This window comes from Cohnella zeiphila, assembly GCF_014212055.1.
In the GTDB taxonomy this organism is placed as follows: Bacteria; Bacillota; Bacilli; order Paenibacillales; family Paenibacillaceae; genus Cohnella; species Cohnella zeiphila.
In genome coordinates this window covers 150,132-168,187 of the sequence record NZ_JACJVO010000008.1, presented here as the reverse complement: position 1 = coordinate 168,187, position 18,056 = coordinate 150,132, and the positions used below count along the sequence as shown (strand labels likewise).

The following is an 18,056-nucleotide window of genomic DNA, read 5'->3' as shown; positions in this document are numbered from 1 at the left end:
ATGCAGACATTATAACGCGGGGAGGCGAATCCGTCCTTACCTTGTAACCTCCACATTGTCGAAATGGACCGTCCCGGGGTACCACAGGTTGGTCCCGAACTGAATTTGCGCGACATTGCTCGCGGCGCTCAGCAGCGGCTTGTTGGACAGAACGGTCGACCCGTCGATCGAGATATCGTACGTGCCGGCGGTCAGATCGACGATTGCCCGTACGTCGTACCACTGGTTTGCCGAGTAGGACGTCACGGTGTCGACCCAGCCCAGGGACGGATCGACATACCCGAACTTCCCGGACGACATAAAGCCGAATTGCGCAATCGCCGTTCCACCGCTATCCATTAAAGTGAAATCGGACAGCGCGTTCGCCTGATCCGCCCTCATGCGGACTTGAATGTTTGCCGTTCCCGTCACGGAGGAGAACGTCGTCGCGGCGCTGTCTTCCGCTGTGCCGTAGCTCGATTGCGTCAGCGACAACGCATGGTTCGCCGTATTCCCGCCGTCCGCGACCTGCTGCACGGACACCGTGCCGCCGGACGCGTCCGTCGTCCATCCGGCCGGCATGGAGCCGGCCGCCGTGCTTTCGAAGTCTTCCGCATAAATGTCGGCGGCGGCAATTTGCACGTTGTCGAAATGAACCGTCCCGAGGTACCACTGGTTGGTGCCGAACTGGATTTGCGATACGTCGCTCGCGGCGCTCAGCAGCGGCTTGTTGGACAGAACGGTCGTCCCGTCGATCGAGACGTCGTACGTGCCCGCGGTCAGATCGACGGTAACCCGAACATCGTACCACTGGTTGGCCATGTAAGACGTCGTCGTGTCGACCCAGCCCAGGGTCGGATCGACATACCCGAACTTTCCGGAAGATAGGAAGCCAAATTGCGCTACCGACGATCCGCTGCCGTCCATTAAAATGAAATCGGACAGCGCATTCGTCTGATCCGCCCTCGCGCGAACCTGGATCACCGCCGTTCCCGTGACGGGGGAGAATGTTGCCGCGGCGCTGTCTCCCGCCGTGCCGTAGCTCGATTGCGTCAGCGTCAATGCATGATTCGCCGTATTCCCGCCGTCCGCGACCTGCTGCACGGATACCGTGCCGCCGGACGCGTCCGTCGTCCATCCGCCCGGCATGGCGCCGACCGCCGTGCTCTCGAAGTCTTCCGCCATGCCGCTCGGCGTTTGCGGATTTCCCTGTGCGCCCGTGGCGACAACCGAGACGTCGTCGACGAAGGCATATCCTCCCGTGGAAGGTTTATAACCGTAAACAGTCGCGCTCGTACTCGACGCTCCCGTCGTGAAGGTGAACTTCTCTTCCGTCCACGAGGTGGAGGCCGCTTCCTGATAAGAATCCGCGCCCCCGTAATCCTTGACGCCCAATCGGACGGATTGACCCGAAGAGCCGGCCCTCAGGAAGCCCCTCACCTCGTACGTCGTATTCGGCTGCAGCCCGGCAATCGTCTGCTCGATGCCGTCCGCTCCCGACCCCAGGCTGATCCCGGTCTCATACGGGAAATGGCTCGATACTCTTCCACCGGAATAATCGTAAGCGGGCTGGGCCGTCATGGAATTCGTCTTCGTCCATCCGTACAAGCTGTCCATGCTCGGCAGCAGGATTCGATTGAGAGCCAGCCTGCCGTTGACGAGCAGATTTTTATAGTCCGTGTCCACAAGCCGATAGGTCGGTAGCGTTGCAGGCGGATGGGCCAAATCGGCGCCTGCCGTCCAGTCGGTTCCCCCGTATTCGTAGGCCCCCGCATCGGGTGCGGTTCCGGTGTAGCCATCCGTGATTCCCCGAATCGGCGTTCCGATATCGATGGCGCCCGAACCGGCCTGCAGATGGAAGTCCGCGCCCGACGGATCGGCGTAACTCGGGGTTCCCGAAGTCATGTTGTGATCGAACTGCGCTCCATAGGCCGAAGCGCCGGTGTTGAAGCCGTCCAGCGAAATATTGTTGGCCGCGCGGATCCCGTAAGCCTCTTCGTCCGGATTGTACAAGTTGATGGCAACGGTGGAATGGTCGTACGTCGTATTGTTGTAGACCAGGATATTGTCGGCCAAATGATTGACGATGACGCCGTTCCACGGAAGGTTCCAGGTCACGTTGTCGTAGACGAGGGCGTCGGACGAATGCTCGTCAAGGTAGATGCCCGCGTCCCAATCGCCCTGTACGCCGTTGGCGCCGTTATAGCGATAGCCGCTGCCGTGCCAGTCATTGTGGTGAATCTCCGAATTGCCCAACCCGTTATGCGCCACATACAGCAAGCCGGTGTCCGTCGCGAAGTAGTTGCCGTCGTGAAAATCGTTGTACTGAATGACGACGCCGTAGAAGTCTCCTCCGATCAGAGATCGCCCGGAATGGTAAACTTCATTGTGACTGATCAGGTGTCCGGAGCCGAAAATATTGACTGCGGAAATAAACGTGTTCGGTCCGTAGGTTCCGTCGTGGATTTTGTTATTGATCAGCTTGTTGTCCGTGCCTTTGACCGTGACCAATTCTCCCGACGAATATTCCAGCTCGCTGTTCATGACCGTGTCGTTCGTCCCGCACAGGCAGAGACCCGTATTGTAAGAGACGGCCTTGTTGAATTCGGACAGGTACTTGGCGTGAATGCCGTCGATCACGTCGTTCTCGCCGCCCGTCATGTCGATCGTCGCCGCGAACAGATTGATCCCCTTGATCGTGACATTGGACCGGTCCGTCAAGTCGAAGGCCAGATTTCTCGCCTTCGCCTCCACCGTGTGGTTGGACGGACTGTCGCTGGACGTCGTCCGCAGATAGAGAGTCGTCGTCGCGCGGTCGTAATACCACTCTCCGGGGTAATCAAGGGCGGCGAGACTGCCCATGATGTAGTACTCGGGATTGCCCATGTTGAGCGAATTAGGGTTCAAGTAGTAATCGTTGTACGAAATATCGAGCACGTTGCGCGCCGCCTCCTCCTTCCGGAACTGCAGATAAACGTTGCCTCCGGAGGCGCTCGTCAGCTTCACGTCCGCCGAATACGTGAAGTCTTTGGCCGTCGTGTTCGAGTAATACCAAGTGTCCGTCGTCGACATCGACGGCTGGGTATAGCCGGTCAACGTCGTCCCGTCCGCCGACCAATAGCCCGGTTCTTCGCCGTGTCCCCAGCCTTTGAGATTGCTCGCAAAGTCAGGGTCCAGCCGTCCGGTCGGCTGGTTCGGATTCTGGCTCGCGATCGTCGCGTTGACGTTGGCGAATTGCGCCGTCGCCGCAATTGCGGAGCTGTTCGATTCTACGCCCAATCCGAACGAGCCCTCCGTCAGCGCGCTGTCCGTTGACGAGATGACGGGACTGGTCCCGTTATTCAGATAGACGTCGAGATGGCTGCCAGAGGCCGTCACTTTCAGGTTATAAGTCGCATTCGGCTGAACCGTTACGCTGTAGCTGCCCAGCACGGCACCGCCCGGACCGATCAGCTTCAGCGCGTTGTCGTAGGAGGACAACTCCAGGTTGTAGGCATTCTGCCCCGTTTTCAGATTCAAATGTCCCTGGGTGTAGGCGGTGCCGAGAGCGCCGCCGAAGTTCCAGGCGTACGTATCCCGGATAAATACGGCCGCGTTATCCCACGTACCGTCAGGCTGGGTTAAATTCGCGCTATCCACAAGGACGCTGTTGGTGGTGTCCGGGTACTCCACCTTATACGTGTAAGGATCGTACAGGTTGCCCACCGGCGTGTTCGGCGAACGGGCCAGGAAGTTGGCGACGCCGTCGACATACACCGAATCGAGAAAATCCCCCATGTTCAATGGCGCGGTCGTCTTGTATACATTGCCGGAATGCACCGACCAGGGACCGGAGATCAGATCCGCCCCGCTTACGGTCACGTTCGCGCCGGTATCCGGCTGGAACGTGATCGGATTGCCTGCCGTGCCGGAATGAGCGGGCCTGACCGTCTCTCGGTAAGTCCCCGAACGAATCTTCACGGTGTCCCCCGCCGCTGCCGCGTCCGCAGCCTTGCCGATCGTTTTCCACGGGCTGCCTGAGCTTCCGTTGCCGGACGTATCGCTGCCGTTCACCGCATCGACATAATAGGTATTTCCGGCAGCCGATGCCTGCCGCGGCGGAACGGACGCAAACCCGGCGAGCGACAGCGTTGCGGCCGCCAATAAACATGCGAACTTTTTCCCAACCATCTTCATCCACATCCTTTCTCCGTTTTGAAATCGCATTCATTTCGGCTAAAGCCAAAGCCTCCCGACCGATTCACCGCCTTGCGGATCCCATTCGTGATTGCAACTTTATTATGAATCTTGGAAAAAAGACAATAAAATGCACGATTCTATGATTTTTGGACTGGAGCCGGCAGAAAGAATGGGATTGCCTTAGAGGCCGAGGAGAAACGAAAAAGGCTCCGCCGCCCGGCGAGGAACCGAGGGGCAGAGCCTTTGCTCAAGGAAGCAGACCGTTCGGATAAACGACGACTTTTAGGCTGCCGCTCTTATTGGTGCGGGCCCGCTCCAACGCTTCCTTGGTCCGGTCGAGCGAATAGCGATCGGTGATCAGCGGCCGAACGTCCGCGATGCCGGCTGCAAGAAACGAGATTCCTTGCGGATACGTGTTCGCGTAGCGGAAGACGCCGAAGATGTCCAGTTCGTTGTCCGCGATCCAAGGAACGTTGAGCGGTATTTCGTCCTGCGGAGGAAGGCCGACGATCGCCAGCTTGCCTCCCCGGCGGGCCGCATACAGCGCCGATTGGAGCGCTTTCGGATTGCCCGCCGTCTCGAACGCGACATCGGCTCCGAGCCCGCCCGTCGCTTGGCGAACCGCCTGCACCGGGTCGGAGTCGCGGATGTTGACCGCCTGCGTCGCACCCAGCTTCAAAGCAGCCTCCAGACGGATAGGCTCCAGATCGGCGACGATAATCTTCTCCGCTCCAGACGCCTTGGCCGCGACGACCGCCATCAAGCCGACCGGCCCCATGCCCATGATGGCGACGGACTGGCCGGGCTTCAGTCCCGCCCGCTTGGCGGCATGGATGCCGACGGAGAAGGGCTCGTTCAAAGCGGCCGCTTCGTAGGACAGGCGGTCCGGAATCGGGTACAGAAAGTCTTCCCGGTGCGCGATATATTGGACGAACGCCCCATCTACGGGAGGCGTCGCCAGAAACTGTACGTCCGGACACAGGTTATAGCGGCCCTCCTTGCAGAAAGCGCACCTTCCGCACGTAACGCCCGGTTCGACCGCCACCCGGTCGCCCGGCTTGAACCTCGTGACGCCGGAGCCGACCGCCTTCACCATGCCGGCACACTCGTGACCGAGGATAATCGGCTTCTCCACGACGAACCGGCCGATGCGGCCGTGCTCGTAATAGTGCAGGTCCGATCCACAGATACCGACCGCCATCACCTTCACCAGCACTTCGTCCTCCCGAAGATCGGGAAGCGGCAAATCGACGATCTCGATCTCGAACGGAGCGTTCATGATCGCCGCCTTCATCGTTCCAGCCATTTCTCCTGTCGCTCCTTCCGCACAATCTCGCCCCGGCGTCTTCGGCCGGGGCGGATCTCATTATTTAATCTTCTTATTCCCAAGGCTTCAGCATGATCTTGGCGCATTGCTGGGATACCGAGGTTTCCAAGGCTTCCTGAATCCGGCTCATCGGAAAAACGTGCGTCACGAACGGTTCCGTCAGCGGCGAACGGCGGATAACGTTCATCAGCTTCGGGTAGTCGTTCAGGTTGTAATGCCAGGATCCGATGAGATGAATGCCCTTGCGGATCAAATCCCGGCTGACCACGATCGGCGTCTCGGTATGGGATTCGCCGACGAAAGCGACCTTCCCTTTCCGCTTCACGGCATCGATGCAGAGCCGATGGGCGGCCGGGACGCCCGAGCAGTCCACCGCGCAATCCGGCCCCGTACCGCCCGTCATCTCCTTGATCTGCCGGGCGGCTTCGGGATCCCGCGGGTCGATGACGGCATCGATTCCCAAACGGCGAGCGACCTCGATCCGGTACGGATTGGATTCTACCCCGATGACCCTCGCGCCGCAAAACTTGGCGTTGATCACGGCGCCGAGGCCGACCGGGCCCAAGCCGGTGACGAGCAGGGTATCGTAAGCGGACACGCCCAGCTTCCGAATGGCGCCGAACGAAGCGCCCAATCCGCAGCAAGCCAGGGCCGCCTGTTCGTAAGCGATATCGTCGGGAATTTTCCGAAGGCTGACGGCCGGCTTCACGATATACTGCGCCATCGCCGAATCCTGCATCGGATTGTTCAAGCAGTGAATGAAATCTCCCGCCAGACAGAGCTCGCATTCGCCGCAGCCGGACAGCGGCATGGCGACGACGCGGTCGCCCGGCCGGAAAATCCCTCCCGGCGGCGCCTCGATTACTTCGCCGACCGCTTCGTGCCCCAGGCAATCGTGCGGCTTCCCTTCCAGGAACGCCTTGTATTCCGTGCACATCGGAGCGACGTGCACCTTGATCAGCACCTCGCCGGCCTTCGGCTTCGGAATCGGCCGCTCTACCAGCTCCGCCTTGCGTTCTCCTACAATGGCCGCTTTCTTCATCATAGATAACCCTCCAATACCCGATCGAGCGCTTTTTTCGTACGGACGGCCGCTTCCCGCGAGCCCAGCAGGGGCAGAGAGTCGCTGAACGTCTCGACGGATACGAAGCTGTCGTAGCCGATCTCCTTCAGGGCCGACAGCATTCCGTGCAGATCAATGATTCCTTCCCCGGGAAGTAGGCGTTGGCCGTCGATCTGCTCGTCGGCCGGCTTGTCCGGCGCGTCGTTGAGATGAACCAGCACGATCTGCTCCGGCTTCAAAGCCAGAATGTCTTGGCGCGTCGCTCCCGACGTGAACCAATGGAAGCTGTCGAACAGCACGCCGACGCCCGGCACGTCGATCGCGTCGATCATCTCCAGCACCCCGGGCAGCGTATGAATGAAGTCGTGCTTCAAGGTTCTCAGCGTCTTCGGTCCGACCCACTCGATGCCGAAGCGGATTCCGCTTGCCTCCAATACTTTGGCGCATTCCCGCAGACGGCGGATGAACCGGCTCGTATATTCCGCGACCGATTCGTCCGTCGCCGGGTACAGCCACGTGCAGCAGCGCGTCGCGCCGAGTTCGGCCGCGAAGCGGGCGATGTCGGGCAGCGCCGCCAGTTCCTTCCGGAAGAGAGCTTCATCCTTGCGGAATTCGACCGGCAAGCCGAAAGATCCCAAGATCAGGCCTCTCTTCTCGAGCATCTCCCGGGCAGCAGCGAACGACTGCTCCCGGTATGCCCGATAGAATGGCAGAATGGTATAATCCACTGCCGGAAATCCCGCATTCGACGCCGCATCCAGAAACTCTTCCGGCGCCGCGTCCCTTCCGGTCGTGACCGGATTAAGCGTTGGTATCATGGTAACACCCCGATTGAGCGATTTTTGAAGAGACGCTTCAGCCCTTTACCGCCCCGGCAACCATCCCTTGAATGATCCGTTTGTACAGGCAGAGGTAGACGACGATCACAGGGACGATGGAGACGTTGATGCCCGCCATGAGCTGAGGGTAATTGATCGTGTACTGCCCGACGAAGTTGGTCAAGCCGACCGGAATCGTCTTCAAATCTTGCGAGTTGATCAGGACCAGCGCGAACGGAAACTCGTTCCAGACGTTCAGGAAGCTGATGATCATACAAGTGGACAGAACCGGCCTGCACATCGGAAATACGATACGGAACAAGGTGGAAGCAAGGTTGGCTCCGTCCACGTAAGCCGCTTCTTCCATCTCGATCGGAACGCTTCTGATGAAGCTCTCGATCAGAAAGATCACGAGCGGAAGCGCGAACGTGACTTCCGGAAGGACGAGAAACAACCGATGGTCCAGCAAATGCAGGTTGCGGTACTCGATGAATAAAGGAACGAGCAGTCCGTACACGGGGACGAGCATCCCGAACAGGAACATCGCGTACAGAACGTTCCGGCCCTTGAACGAGAACCGCGACAGGAAGTAGCCGGTCACAAAACCGATCAGGATGGTCAATCCGACGGAGATGACGGATACGAATGCGCTGTTTCCTAAATAACGGTAGAGCTCGCCGTCCCAGAAAGCCTTCACGTAATTGTCGAAGTGCAGGCTGGAGGGCAGCGATAATATATTGACGCTGAACTCCTGCTGGTTCTTCAAGGAAGAGTACAGGACCCACAGGATCGGAAAAATGCTGACGACGGAGAATGCGGCAAGCAGAACGTTGGAGACGGCTTTGACGCTTGCTATCGCCCCTTTACGATTCAACGGTACGCCCCCCCATCAACCTTCGGCTGAGCAGAATCAAGCCGAGACTAAGGATGATCATGCCGATCGAAATCGCGCTGCCGTACCCCAGTTGAAATTTGCCGAACGAGGTATTGTAGGCATACTGCGCCATGACGGTAGAGCTGTTGCCGGGTCCTCCCCCCGTCATGACGAAGATGTTGTCGAAGATCTTCATATTGCCGGAAATGCACAGCATGATCGCGACTCTCAAGGTGTCGTACATCATCGGAAGCGTAATGTAGACGACCTTCTTGAATCCGGTTGCCCCGTCGATCTCCGCGCCTTCGTAGACTTCGGCGGGGATGCTCTGGATGGAGGCCATGAAGATAATGAGATACAATCCGATCCACTGCCAGACGATCGGGACCGTGACGGAATAGATGACGATCTTCGGGTCGTCCAGCCAGGGGCGGATCCAGGACTGCAAATGCAGTCCCTTCAAGACGCCGTTCAGGATTCCGTAATCCTGGCTGTAGATCAAGTTCCAGATAAAGCCGACGACAACGGCGGGAAGCACGACGGGAAGGAAAAGCACGGTGCGGTGAAATTCCCGAAATTTGACCCATTTGGCCTGCAAGATGACGGCCAGGACAAAGGCGATCCCCAGTTGTCCGATAATGCTCAGCACGGTAACGATCATGTTGTTGCGGAACGAAAACCAAAACTTCGCGTCCCGGATCAACTGGCTGTAATTATGCAGCCCGATGAAATCCTTGGACAGGCCGCCGGACCATTTGTAGAAGCTGAAATGAATCGACAAAGCGAGCGGAATCATCACGATGAACAGATAGATGACGATTCCGGGAAACAGAAAACCGTAAATCGTTATCCATTTAGGGTTCGGCAGTTTTTTCCCCAAACGAATCCCCTCCTGCCTTACGTTCCTTCGTAGGTGCTCTGGATGTCTTTGGCCAGTTGCTCCGGAGTGACGCGTTGGATCAGCAGATCCTGCAAGCCGTTATTCATCGTCTCGATAATCGCCGGCGACAGCTGGCCGTCGTAGATCGGCGACAGCTCCAGGCTCTTGAACATCTCCAGATACTCGTTGAACAGAGGCACGACCTTGCTCTTGTCGTAGTCGGTCGGAACCGTCGCGGCTACGGCGTTGTTTTCGGCCGCTACGTTGGCTTCTTCCTCGCCGGTCAGCTTCTTGACCAGGTCGATCGCGGCTTGCAGCTTGTCGCCTTTCAGATTGGCGTTGATGGCGAACGCCCACGCCGCTCCGCCGGACACGACGTTGGCCTTGCCGGCTCCGCCGTCCGCCGTCGGCAGAATGGCCAGATGCGTCTGGTCTTTAATCTCCTGCGGAGCCTCGCTGGACAGGGAGGAAATCGCCCAGTCTCCCTCGAAGAACATCGCCGCTTTGCCGTTGTAGTAGGAAGCTCTTTGCTGATTGTTGTCGATGCTGTTCATGTCGGCGTTGAACGCCCCGATCTTGCTCAGCTCCTGCAGCGCCGCGAGAGAATCGACGAAAGGCCGGTCGGTAAATTTGGCGCCTTTGCGGTCCTTGATACTGTCGAACCAATCCGTTCCGGTGAAGCGATCTCCCAATTCGCTTAAGATGCACGATTCGGCTACCCATTTGTCCTTGTTGCCCAGCGAGATGGGAATGTAGCCTTTCGCTTTCAACGTTTGAATCGCATCGGTGAACTCTTTCCACGTCTTGGGGAATTCGGCAATCCCCGCTTTGTCGAAGATATCCTTGTTGTAGAAAATAAGGGAAGTCGAGAGCATCTGCATCGGCGCTCCCACCAGCTTCCCGTCCACGGTAAAATCGTTCAGCGTGCTCGGGATAAAGCCTTTCTTCCAATCCGGGGCCTGGTTCATGATGTCGTCAAGCGGCAGAATCAGCTTGTTGTCCGAGAACATCTTCGCGTCGGAGCCGAGCAGTTCGAACACGTCCGGCAGGTCGTTCCCGGCCGCAAGCGTCTTGATTTTCGTCTTGTACGTGGCGTCCTGCAGCGACTCCTCGGAAATCTCGACGTTCGGGTTCTCCTTCTTGAATTCGTCGATCATTTGCCGATGGGCGATGACGGAGCCGTCCGTGGACGTCTCCAGAAGCCGGTCCTCCAAGGTCAGCTTGACGGCCGGCTTGGAGGAAGCCTGGCCGGAATCAGAGCCGCCGCCCTGCGACGCGTTCCCATCGCTTCCGGCTCCGCAGCCGGAAAGCGCCAGCATGGCCGCCGAAGCGCCAAGCGCCAGCATCGTTGCCTTTTTCATAGGAATCCCCCTCGTATCGGTGTGGTATGGGTTCTGTTCAACATTGTATAAGGATTCATCCGAAAAAAAGGGCTGCGTTTTTACGAAAACATCCACAAAATTATGCTCTTACCGATTGCGGTAATCCCGAGGCGACACGCCCGTATATTTTCGGAAAGTGTTGGAAAAGTATTTGTAATCGTAATATCCGACCTTCTCGGCGATTTCGTACGTCTTCAGGCTCGTTTCCTTCAACAGCGCTTTCGCTTTCTCCACCCGCAGCCGGTTCAGCCATTTCACGAACGTGATTCCCATCTCTTCCTTGAACAGCTTGCTGAAATAGGCGGGCGTCACATTCACGTGATCCGATACTTCCGTCAGGCTGATCGGTTGATCGTAATGGCCCTCCATATACCGGATGGCCTCTTTGACCGTTCTCTTGAACGTGTTGCGGTGATTCTCTTCGATATGACGGACGAGCTTCGCCGCCATCCGCGCCAGCCATGCCTCCAGATCGGCCACGACTTCGAACCTTTCGATCGCGACATGGGGAATGAACTGGGGACCGAAGACCACATCCTTCGGGGAGCCGATCTCCTCCAGCTCTTGAATGAACAGAAAGACCAGCCTTACGCAGGCGTGCTTCACTTCGACGAACGGGATGTTCTCGGAAGCGAACCGCAAGAAATATTGACGGATCGACTGAAGAAGCTCCTTCTCGTCCATCAGCTTTAAATGCCGGACCATCGTCTTCTCTTCCGCCGTGAACGGGGCCGAGCGTTCTCCGTCGAAGACGTCCTGCCTTTGATTCGCGGCAAACAGGAACACTTGGCCTTTGCCCCGGTAGACTTTCTCTTTGAGCGCCTGAACCGCTTCCTGATACGACCGGCGGATATCCGCCAGGCTTGAGCACGACTGTCCGATCCCGATCGTAACCGACAGCTTCAAATGGCGTTTGACGTTCGCTTGAATCTCCTGGCAGACGGCCAGAAGAGAATGGATCTTATGGCTCGAGACCAGCGCGACCAACCGGTTCAACTCACCGTAACAGACGAAGCCGGAGAAGTAGGACAGCAGCGTTTCCTCGGCGATATTGAACACGGCGAACGTAAAAGCTTCGTTTTGTTTCTGGGACTGCTTCTCCGAGAAAAGCCAAAAATCGTCGATATCGAGCAAAAGGATATGGTATTCCGGTCCCTGCAGATCGATTTGCAGGGTGCGCGATTTTTCCTCGATCTCCGCCGCGCCGAGCTCCCCCTTCAGAAGACTGCTCATGAGCTTGTATTTCAAAAAGGGCAAATTCTCGTTGAAAATGCGGGTCCGGCTCATTTCCTGTTTGAGGCTCTGCCGCTCCTGCCGCTTCTTGTCCCGGATTTCGACGATGACGGAGATCAGCTTCTCCGCGCTCGCCGGTTTTAACAGGTAATTCTGAATGCCGATCTGCAGCGCGGCCTTCGCGTAGCCGAAATCCTCGTACCCGCTCAGCAGAACGATCGCGGTATCGGGATAGCGCTCCTTGATCTGCTCGGACATTTCGATCCCCGTCATGACCGGCATGCGAATATCGGCCAGCACCAGGTCGACCGGCAAGCTCTGGAGCCTCTGCAGGGCATCCTTGCCGTTTCCCGCCTCCGCAACGATCTCGATTCCGTGCTCTTGCCAATCGATCGACGTCGCGATTCCTTTGCGTACCAGCGGTTCATCGTCCACGATCATCATTCTGAACATCCTCGTCGCTCCCCTTCACGAATGGTTGTCTCACGGTCACCTTGGTGCCTTGCCCGGGAACGCTGTCGATCCGGAGGCCGTAAGCGCTCCCGAAGCTGAGCTTGATCCGGTCGTGAATATTCCGAAGGCCTACGCCTTGCCGTTGACGGTCGGTCTGGCCTTGCAGCCGATCGATGACGGCGGGTTCGATCCCGACTCCGTCATCGATAACTTCATAGACGACATCGTCCGCCTCCTTGTAGATGCGCAGATCGATGTGCCCGAATCCTCCCTTTTGCTCGATGCCGTGCGTGATCGCGTTCTCGATCAGCGGCTGCAGGATCAGCTTGATCACCTTGCCGTCCAGCGTCTCCGGATCCACGGTCGCTTGGAAGGTAATCGCATTGTCGTAGCGCTTTTTCTGGATCAGCATATAATTCTCGATATACTCCAGCTCTTTGCGAACCAGCGTATAGCCGTTGCCTTTGTTGAGTCCGATCCGGAACAGCTGCGACAATGTCTGAATCAAGGAGGCGGTTTCGAACGCCTTCTCCATTCGTCCGACCCAGTAGATCAAATCCAGCGTGTTGTACAGAAAATGCGGATTGATCTGCTCCTCGAGCGCCTTGATCTCCGCTTCCTTCTGCTTGATCTTGACCACGTGAACTTCATTGATGAGCTCGTCCAACCGCCGGGACATTTTGTTGAAGCTGCCGGCCAGCAAGGCGATCTCGTCGTTGCCCTGCACGCTCATGTTGACGTTGAAATTCTCCTTCTCGAGGTTTCCCATCAATCTTCTGATCTGCCTGAGCGGCTTCAGCACCTTGATCAGGAAGAACGCAAGGAATAAAAAACAGATCGTCAAGCTGAGACATACGGACAGGAAGGTCACTTGCTTGATCCGCTCGCCGGGCTTGGTGATGGAGCTCAGCGGAACGTAATTGATCAGCTTCCAGCCCGTCGGGTCGATCGTATAGAACTCGACCAAATAGCGGTTGCCGTTGATCTTCGCGTCGTAGTAGCCTTCGCTGTGCTCGAAAACCTGCGGTCGAACGTACCGCTCGTCCAGCTTCCGGCCGACCGTTTGATCCGAATAAGTGGATAAGATCGTCTCCTGGGGATCGATCATAAAAAAGAGCCCATGCTCGCCCGCGACTTGCTTGTCGTAAATGCTGCGAATTTGCGATTGGGACAGATTGATCTTCAGGTATCCGAGAACTTGATTAATGTTGTTAATATCCCGGATCTCCCGCGACAAGGCGATGACGTTCAAATCCGAATTCCCCACGTAAACGTCGCTCAATGACCATGTTTCCTTGCCGTTCAGCCGCTGCAGCAAGTTCAGACGCTCTCCGTCCATGACGTTGCGGGCCCCTTGCGTATCCATCCCCCCGCCGTTCAAGTCTTGAATATAAATGGAATACACGTATTTTTTAGTCAAAATGTACTCCCCGAGCAGCGTCTGAATGGCGGGGTCGTCGTAGACCATCTCATTGGCGTTGAGAGACTTCAGGTACCGGTTCAGCTTCTGATTGTTAATCATGTTAATCGAGATTCCCCGTACGTCGTTCAGGATGAATTCGATATTGTTGGCAATCTGTTTAAGCGTTTCCATATTTAATTTGCTCGCTTGGTCTCTTACGATGTTCGTCGATCTGACATAGGAGAAGCTGCCGATAATCATGACGGGAACCAGCGTCATGAGCAAAGAGAAAATCAAAATTTTATACCGTAAACTGAACATCCTTTTGGCGCCCATACGTTCCTCCCCCCTATACGACCCGAAGCCGGTCTTCCTTGTTCATCATAGAAGCCTCTATCGGGTAGATCAACACCGAATCTAGAAATTCCCGAGCGCGAAGAAACCGCGAATGAACGGGAAGGTTCATTCGCGGTTATCTTCGCGCCGCCTACAGACGATATTCCATACGGGTCAAGCTGTCGCTTCTCAGCACTTCCCTGCCATCCGCGTACAACCGATAGCCGTCGTTCTCCGCCGGTGCCCCGGGGTCCGGCCGGCGATAAGAGACGCGAACGTTCCTGCCGGCGATCCGGACGTTGTCCAGATCGAAATGGCGCAGGCCGATGTCGACCGGATCGAGAACGATCCGATCCGCTTCCGCGTTCAGTCCGGCGATGTGACGGACGACCAGATCGATGTAGTAAGAGTGGTTGTAGTCCGCCTCGTCGCTGATCGCCTCGCCCGTCCGGCTGTTGTAATGCTCGACCAGATACGGCCGGCCGAGATCCCGGGACGAGTAATGAAGCAGCGAAAATTCGCGGAACCATCGGCCGAACGCTTCGTCGTACCGATGCCCGCCGCGCTTGCTCTCGCCCGCCAAGGCGTCCAGAACGACGCTGTTCGTATACGGCCAGGTCGGACCGTCCCAGACGCAGCCGTTCCTTCCTTTGAGGAAGAGGCCTTGCCAGCCGCCTTCGGCCGTATAAACCGGGCAATCCGCGGATACGGACGGGAACGGGCATGGCGTCGCGAACTCCTCCGTTCTGAACAGACGGTTCAAGCCTTCGGCGTGGCCGGCGTCCGTCACCCCGGCCCAGTAGGGGTAGAAGCCGACGATGTTCTTGACCATCGCCTTGCGGTCGGTCTCGTGGTGCAGATCGTAGAAGAAACGGCTCGGCTCGTCCCACATCTTGTCCAGCACGTCGTCGCGAACGCGGTCGGCCCAGCCGGCGAAGCGCTCGGCGTCCGGGTCGTCCAGCAGCCGGCACAGCTCCGCCGCGCCGCGGCAGTTCAAGTAATGGTAAATCGAACGGTCCACTCGCTTCAGCGGCGTATACGCGCTTGGGTCTTTAGGATCCTTCGGATAATCGTGAAAATACCAGTAGCTCGGCTGGTACTCCTTCCCCGTATGCTGGTGGACATACTCGATGATCAGCGTATCGGCGGAATTGCCCAGCTTCGCGGCCTCCCCCTCGATCTGCTTCTTCAGAGAAGGCAGCAGCTCCCGGACCAGCTCCCGATCCCGGTGCACCAGATAAAATTGATAGACGGCCCAACCGAAAAAGTTGGCGTAGGAGTGCAGCGTCTTGTTCACGAACGTCGCGGGATAGAAGCCGTCCTCGCCCTGATTCGCAAGCATGTTCCGAATGCTTCCTTCGCCGTATTCGGCATCATGGTGCCATCTCGATTCCAGCAGGTGCATCGGCACGGTCAGCGGGATCATCTTGCTGAACTCCCAGCCCTCCGGAGCGTAAGGACGCTTCGTCATCTTATGGGATCTGCCTTCGTAAAAAAGCGGGTGCCGAAGGTTGCCGATCCCGGGATGAGCCAGATTGTGACGAAGCACGTACCAGCGGTACTGCCAGGTTTTGTCGAGCAGCGGCTCGTTGCTGACGAACGAAGGAGCCCGGTCGAACCAGCTCTGGTATGCCCGTTGATGACGCGGCGCGATGTCGTCGAACGGGACGCGGCCACCCGTAAACGGGCCGATCCGTTCCCTCAGCCGCTCCGCCGGGTCCGTCTCCTCCAGCCCGAGCGCGGCGGCGACGACGAACCGAATCCGCTCTCCCGGCTGGAGCACGATACCGTCCGCCAGTCCGGAAGCGTCGGTTCCGAGAGCGGCGGTCATCCGAAATCCATGCTCGGGAAACGCCAGGCTGCCGGCAAACCCGTCCCCGCTGCGCTCGCCGAACAGCTTCCCGTTCACCCGCAGCTTTAGCGCGAGCGGCTCGCTCCCGATGTTCTCCCACGTCTGGCAGGAGACGGCGCAATCGTCCCAGGTCACGAACTTCTTCTCCGAGAAGCGAACGTCTTCGTTGCGGTAAGTCAGGGACAAATGGCTGGGACGCCACTCGATGCCGCAAGGCTCATAGACGTCCGTCCCCGTGCATTCGACCGTAAACAACAGCGGAATGTTCAGCTTGTGGATGAAATCGATCGCACCGGCGAAGCCCGGCTGCGGCAGCACGTAATCCGCCCACAGCCTGGCCCCGGTCGGTCCGAGCAAGAGGGCTTGAGGGATCGTGCGCAAGCTGCGCTTGCCGCCCGCCAGCGCCTCGTCGATGCTCGCGCGTCCGGTCAAAGGCTTCGACCTTCCTTCTCCTTCCGCAAGCCGATCACCCAATCCTCGGTAAACAAGACGTGCTTGATGCCCACGCGGCCGGCGAACGAATAAACCGCGTGCAGCAGACCCTCTCGGTCCTGCAAGATCCATGGATATTCGTACTTGCGGTTAAGGCCGCGGTTCGCCTCCCCGTCGAATCCGTCGCCGGCATCCACATGCCTGCGGTAAGGCCAAGTAACACCGCCGTCTTCGGACAGGGCGACGGTCACCGGGTACCGCTCCTTCGGCCACAGCGTCGCCGCCGGATCGTCGCCCCCGCGGCAATGGTTGTAGATCATCGCGATTCTGCCCGACTTCAGACGGATCGCCCGGATCGACGCGTTGTTGTTCGGCAGCGAGGTGCGGACCGGCTCCGTCCAAGTGCGTCCGTAGTCCTCGGAATAGCCGACATAGATGTTGTCGGCGGAGCGGCTGCGGAAGAAGGCGGTCAGCTTGCCTCCGCCGTCCTCGATCAGGGAGGCGTGCACCCGGCCGCGGCTTCCCGGGATCGGATATTCGGTCCAGGACTGACCCTTGTCCGTCGAGATCCGCACGACCGAATAATCGCTGCCGTAAGCCGTCACGCCGTCAGCCAAGCTGTACCACATCGGAAAGATCCAGTCTCCGTTGTCCAGCACCACGATCGGCGTGCGGCAGAACGAGCCCGGATTTTCCGAGAAGACGCCGACAGGTCCCCACGTATAGCCGTTGTCTTCCGAGATCCGCAGCCGGATGACGGCCGTCTCCTGCCTCGTGTACGCCCCGCCGGGATGAAGCTTCCCGTACTCTTCCCGGCTCATGGTCTGCGCATCCTGAGCCGTATACATCAGCCACAGCTTGCCGTCCGGCGCCTCGAACAGCACCGGGTTCTGCTCCGAGCGGACGGGATCGCCGGACACCTCCACCGGCTCCGTCCAGCGGTCCGAATCCCGGTTCAAGCGGGACTGCACGATCCGGATGCCGGCCTTGCCTTCCTCCACGTCGCCGGCGAACCAGACGGCCAGAATGTCCCCGTTGCTCAGCTCCGCCAGGCTCGCGGCGTGATTCTCAAGGTAGCGGGTCGGAATGTAGGCGACGGCCCGATGGCCGTATTCCAGCGAGATCTGTCCCGTTTTCTCCACGGCGGATTGCAGCAGTTCAGTTCGAGTACGAATGGCGAACATCTCCTTTTCTTCTTCTGAGTGCCCATCCGGCAAGCATGACGCCGAGCCCGCAAGCTCCGGCGATCGCAATCCCGATCCAGCGTTCGTCTGCGGGCATCAGCTTGCGGACGAGATCGTCCTTCGCCAGCATCTCGCCGGCGGTGTAGCCCAAGATTCCCGCGCCGATGTACACCAGCGCCGGGAGAGCGTTCAGCACCTTCGCGATCCACTGGCTGCACCAGATGATCAGCGGGATGCTGAGCGCGATGCCGACGGCCATCAGCCCGTAGTTGCCCCGGGCGATGGAAGCGACGGCGACCACATTGTCCAGGCTCATGATCAGATCGGCCGTCAAGATCACGGCGACCGCCTTGAACACGGAGGCGGCGCCTTTCGTCCCGGCGGCGGAATTGTCGTCGGTCAGCAAGCGAACGGCCACATACAAGAGCAGAAGCGCCCCCGCGATCTCCACGAATGGGATTCTGAGCAAAAAGACCGCGACGACCGTCAGCGCGATCCGCAGCGCCACGGCGCCCAACGTTCCCCAGTAGACGGCTTTTTTCCTCTGGGGGACGGGCAGGTTGCGGCTCGCCATGGCGATCACGACCGCATTGTCGCCGCTGAGCACGATGTTGATCAGCATAATCTCCAACAAGAGCAAGGCGTTCTGTTCCATGATGGCT

General features: G+C 58.4%; 12 protein-coding genes. All 12 read right to left on the bottom strand.

The genetic code is table 11. The features are described from left to right. Positions 1–36: 36 nt before the first annotated feature. The 12 genes from H7C18_RS07185 to H7C18_RS07130 all read right to left on the bottom strand — a co-directional run bounded on the left by H7C18_RS07185 (position 37) and on the right by H7C18_RS07130 (position 18,049). Complete coding sequence (locus H7C18_RS07185; protein WP_185128343.1) at positions 37–4,155, bottom strand: hypothetical protein; 4,119 nt, start codon at positions 4,153–4,155, stop codon at positions 37–39. 250 nt (positions 4,156–4,405) lie between these two features. After that, positions 4,406–5,464, bottom strand: coding sequence for an NAD(P)-dependent alcohol dehydrogenase (locus H7C18_RS07180; RefSeq protein WP_238357528.1), 1,059 nt, complete (start codon positions 5,462–5,464; stop codon positions 4,406–4,408). A gap of 73 nt (positions 5,465–5,537) precedes the next feature. Next, positions 5,538–6,530, bottom strand: a complete 993-nt coding sequence (locus H7C18_RS07175; protein WP_185128342.1) for a zinc-dependent alcohol dehydrogenase — start codon at positions 6,528–6,530, stop codon at positions 5,538–5,540. Further along, a complete protein-coding gene (locus tag H7C18_RS07170; protein ID WP_185128341.1) occupies positions 6,527–7,366 on the bottom strand; it encodes a sugar phosphate isomerase/epimerase family protein in 840 nt (279 codons plus the stop codon). Before H7C18_RS07170 ends, H7C18_RS07175 begins: the two co-directional genes overlap by 4 nt. Before the next feature lie 37 nt (positions 7,367–7,403). Beyond that, the gene (locus tag H7C18_RS07165; RefSeq protein ID WP_202886967.1) at positions 7,404–8,240 is read right to left on the bottom strand and encodes a carbohydrate ABC transporter permease; all 837 of its coding nucleotides are present in this window, start codon (positions 8,238–8,240) and stop codon (positions 7,404–7,406) included. Then, positions 8,230–9,120: a carbohydrate ABC transporter permease gene (locus tag H7C18_RS07160; protein ID WP_238357527.1), complete on the bottom strand. Its 891-nt coding sequence runs from the start codon at positions 9,118–9,120 to the stop codon at positions 8,230–8,232. Before H7C18_RS07160 ends, H7C18_RS07165 begins: the two co-directional genes overlap by 11 nt. A gap of 17 nt (positions 9,121–9,137) precedes the next feature. Then, positions 9,138–10,481, bottom strand: a complete 1,344-nt coding sequence (locus H7C18_RS07155; protein WP_185128340.1) for an ABC transporter substrate-binding protein — start codon at positions 10,479–10,481, stop codon at positions 9,138–9,140. A 108-nt stretch (positions 10,482–10,589) separates the two neighbouring features. Further along, positions 10,590–12,188 carry a response regulator gene (locus H7C18_RS07150; RefSeq protein ID WP_185128339.1) on the bottom strand — a complete coding sequence of 533 codons (1,599 nt, stop codon included), beginning with the start codon at positions 12,186–12,188 and terminating at the stop codon, positions 10,590–10,592. Next, positions 12,160–13,926 carry a cache domain-containing sensor histidine kinase gene (locus H7C18_RS07145; RefSeq protein ID WP_185128338.1) on the bottom strand — a complete coding sequence of 589 codons (1,767 nt, stop codon included), beginning with the start codon at positions 13,924–13,926 and terminating at the stop codon, positions 12,160–12,162. The genes H7C18_RS07150 and H7C18_RS07145 overlap by 29 nt, the downstream gene beginning before the upstream one ends. A 151-nt stretch (positions 13,927–14,077) precedes the next feature. Further along, complete coding sequence (locus H7C18_RS07140; RefSeq protein WP_202886966.1) at positions 14,078–16,210, bottom strand: MGH1-like glycoside hydrolase domain-containing protein; 2,133 nt, start codon at positions 16,208–16,210, stop codon at positions 14,078–14,080. Beyond that, on the bottom strand, positions 16,207–17,394 hold the full coding sequence (locus H7C18_RS07135; protein WP_185128337.1) for a sialidase family protein: 1,188 nt from the start codon (positions 17,392–17,394) through the stop codon (positions 16,207–16,209). The genes H7C18_RS07140 and H7C18_RS07135 overlap by 4 nt, the downstream gene beginning before the upstream one ends. Continuing rightward, a complete protein-coding gene (locus H7C18_RS07130) occupies positions 17,369–18,049 on the bottom strand; it encodes a TerC family protein (RefSeq protein WP_185128336.1) in 681 nt (226 codons plus the stop codon). The genes H7C18_RS07135 and H7C18_RS07130 overlap by 26 nt, the downstream gene beginning before the upstream one ends. Between the last annotated feature and the right edge of the window lie 7 nt (positions 18,050–18,056).